Annotated in this window: 2 protein-coding genes; both read right to left on the minus strand. The window is 47.4% G+C overall.

Translation table 11 applies throughout. The features are described from left to right. The coding region (gene pruA / locus PX481_RS03820) for an L-glutamate gamma-semialdehyde dehydrogenase (protein WP_288093718.1) at positions 1–2,865 on the minus strand (2,865 nt) is incomplete at its 3' end. 127 nt (positions 2,866–2,992) lie between these two features. Next, the coding region (locus PX481_RS03825; RefSeq protein WP_288093719.1) for a hypothetical protein at positions 2,993–3,211 on the minus strand (219 nt) is incomplete at its 5' end.

Consider the following 3,211-nt stretch of genomic DNA (forward strand, 5'->3'; position numbering starts at 1 on the left):
ACCTACCCCCGACATCTTGAAACCCCCGAAGGGTTGACGGGAGACAATCGCGCCGGTGATTCCCCGGTTAATATAGAGGTTTCCCACTTCAAATTCCTGCATAGCTCGGTTAATATGGGCAGGAGTGCGAGAATATAAGCCGCCGGTTAAAGCATAGTCGGTTCCGTTAGCTACAGCTAAAGCTTCCTCGAAATTGCTCACTTTGATAATCGCCACCACTGGACCAAAAATTTCCTCCATCGCTATTACCGCATCAGGGGGAACATTCTTAAAGACGGTGGGACTGACGAAATAACCCACTTCTGGAATTGGCATTTCTAGGGCTAATTCAGCCTCTTTTTTACCAGTTTCGATGTATTCCCGAATTCTTGCTTGAGCTTTCTCGTCGATAACCGGTCCTACTTCCGTACTCGGTAAATCCGTCGGCCCGATATTGAGGGACTTGGTAGCCTCGACAAAGCGATCAACAAAGCTATCATAGACGCTTTCCAGAACAATTATCCGCGAACAGGCCGAACATTTCTGGCCGGTGTAGCCAAAAGCGGACTTAACCGCACCGACAACGGCCTGATCTAAATCGGCACTCTCATCGACAATTAGGGCATTTTTGCCGCCCATTTCGGCGATAACTCGTTTTAGGTGTTTTTGACCCTTTTGCACGATGGAGGCATCTGTATAGATGCGACAGCCCACTTCTCGTGAACCGGTGAAGGCGATTAGGTGAACATCGGGATGGCTAACTAAATGCGCCCCCACTTGCGAACCTTTACCCGGGATATATTGGAAGACTCCGGCAGGAATACCCGCTTCTAGGAGAATCTCGGCAAATTTCGCCGTAATCACCGAAGAAGTCTCGGCAGGTTTCAATAGCGTGCAGTTACCGGCTACTAAAGCCGCTACTGTCATCCCCACCGCAATGGCTAGGGGGAAATTCCAGGGAGAAATCACTAAAGCAATACCCCGGGGTTGGTAGGAATAACGATTATTCTCACCTGCTACGTCGAAATTATGCCCTAAATCCAGTCTTTCCATCTCGGAGGCGTAATAACGGCAAAAATCGATCGCTTCTGACACTTCCGGATCCGCCTGTTGGATAACTTTGCCCACTTCCAAACAAATCCAGGCCGATAACTCGTGTCGTCGCGCTTCCATCAAATCTGCCGCTTTTCGCAGTATTTCGGCTCTTTTAGCCACTGGAGTGCGTCTCCAAGCGGGAAAAGCCTGTTTCGCCGCTATGATCGCTTTTTCTGCCTGTTCCACCTCAATTAAGCCCACTTTACCCACTATTTCCTGCGGGTTACAGGGATTAACGGAATTAATTTGAACATTGGTGGTGACGTATTCGCCGTTAATTAGGGGTAAATAGGTTTTACCGAGGGAATTTTTGACAAAAGTAAGGGCTTGACTCGCTTTATTTCGTAATTGCTCGTTAGCATAATCTGTATCGGGGGCATTAGGAAAACCGGCGATAATCGGGTTATCCTTGCCTAAAACCCGGGGGGCTGCGATTAAATCTTCCACGGGACGATCCTCCAAATTTTGCCTTAGGAAAGAACTATTAGCGGTATTTTCTAATAAACGGCGGATTAGGTAGGCCATACCGGGTAAGAGTTGTCCGTAGGGGGAATAAACCCGCACCCGATGACCCCGCTTCACTAACGCTTTGGCTAATTGGTCGCCCATGCCGTACAATACCTGCATTTCAAAGCGACGACGGGGAATTTCTAAACTTTCTGCGATCGCACAAGCCAAGGCTTGCGATCGCACGTTATGACTACCGATGGCGGCGTATAAATATTGATGATTTTCCAATAATAACCGCGTCATCCGCTCATAATTGGCATCGGTGGCCGATTTTTCGTTATATACCGGCTGTGGCCAGTGATTTTGCCGAGATTTAATCGTTTCCTGATCCCAGTAAGCGCCTTTGACTAGCCGGACAGTCAGGGGATAACCGCGCTTTTTGGCCCAATTAATTAAATCTTGTAAATCTTGGGCAGAATCTCTTAAATATGCCTGTAGGGTGATGCCAATATCGGTACGACTGCGAAATTCTTCTTCTAGGAGTAATTCTTTCAGGATAGCCAGGGTGAGGTTTTTATAAACGTACTGTTCCATATCAAAATGGACTGCCACCCCTAACTCCTGAGCGCGTCGCAACAGTAGGCGAATGCGATCGCAAACTTTCTCCTTACTACCAATCGGATCCATGGGATCAAACTGAGAATAAAAGGCAGTTAGCTTGACAGAAACCTGCACTTGTGGTAGTAAGTCGCCGTCCGCTTCATCAATTTGGCTAACTTTATTCCATTTGCTCGCTTCTTGAGCCAAATGGGTCATTAAATCCAGATAACTTTGTAGATAAACTTGGGTTTCCGCTTCAGTAATTACCGCTTCACCGAGGAGATCTATGGTAAAAGCCATTTTTTCCTTCCGCAGACGGGTGACAGTGCGAGTAATTTGCCCTAGGTCTTCCCCGGCGATATACTTACGAGCTAAGGTTTCTACGGATTTACTGATCAGACTGGCGGCCGTTTGAGCGGGTAAGGAGTTAGGATCACTAAAGTTGAGGATACTTTTCAGCGCACTGGGCAGTTCTACGGAAGCATCACCGAGGTATTGTTGGAGATGATTAGCGATCTCGGCATTACTGCGTAAAGCGGGTAAACAGTCAATAAAACGGAATAATTGTACTCGTAAATTGGGGTTAGACATTGCCCAATCGAGTAATTTATCATCCCAACGCATTTGATCCTGTAAAGCAGACCAAAGACCTTTTTTTTCCCGAGTTTCGGCTAAAAGTTGTCTAGCGATCTCTTGGGTTTTAGTTTCGTAGTTTTGAGTTGAGTCGATTTGGATAACCACGGTGATTCAAGTAAAAAAATTATCAACGGGATTCAGCTTTCAGCAAGCTACCGTCAGCCTTCAGCCTAAAATTCAGTTTTTGAGCTTTTTCAGCTGATTGCCGCTTTTAATGGGTCTTTTCTCTGGTTTATATTCTTACCGAAGGACTAATCAAAGCTAATAGCTGATCGCTTTTGCTGAACACTCTATTGTACTCGATCAAGCGGGGAAGTGGGGGTGTGGGGTGTGGGGTGTGGGGAAGTGGGAAGTGGGGAAGTGGGGAAGTGGGGAAGTGGGGTGTAGGGTGTGGGGTGTGGGGTGTAGGGTGTGGGGTGTAGGGTGTGGGGTGTGGGGTGTGGGGTGTGGG

The organism is Microcystis sp. M53603_WE2 (genome assembly GCF_030065435.1).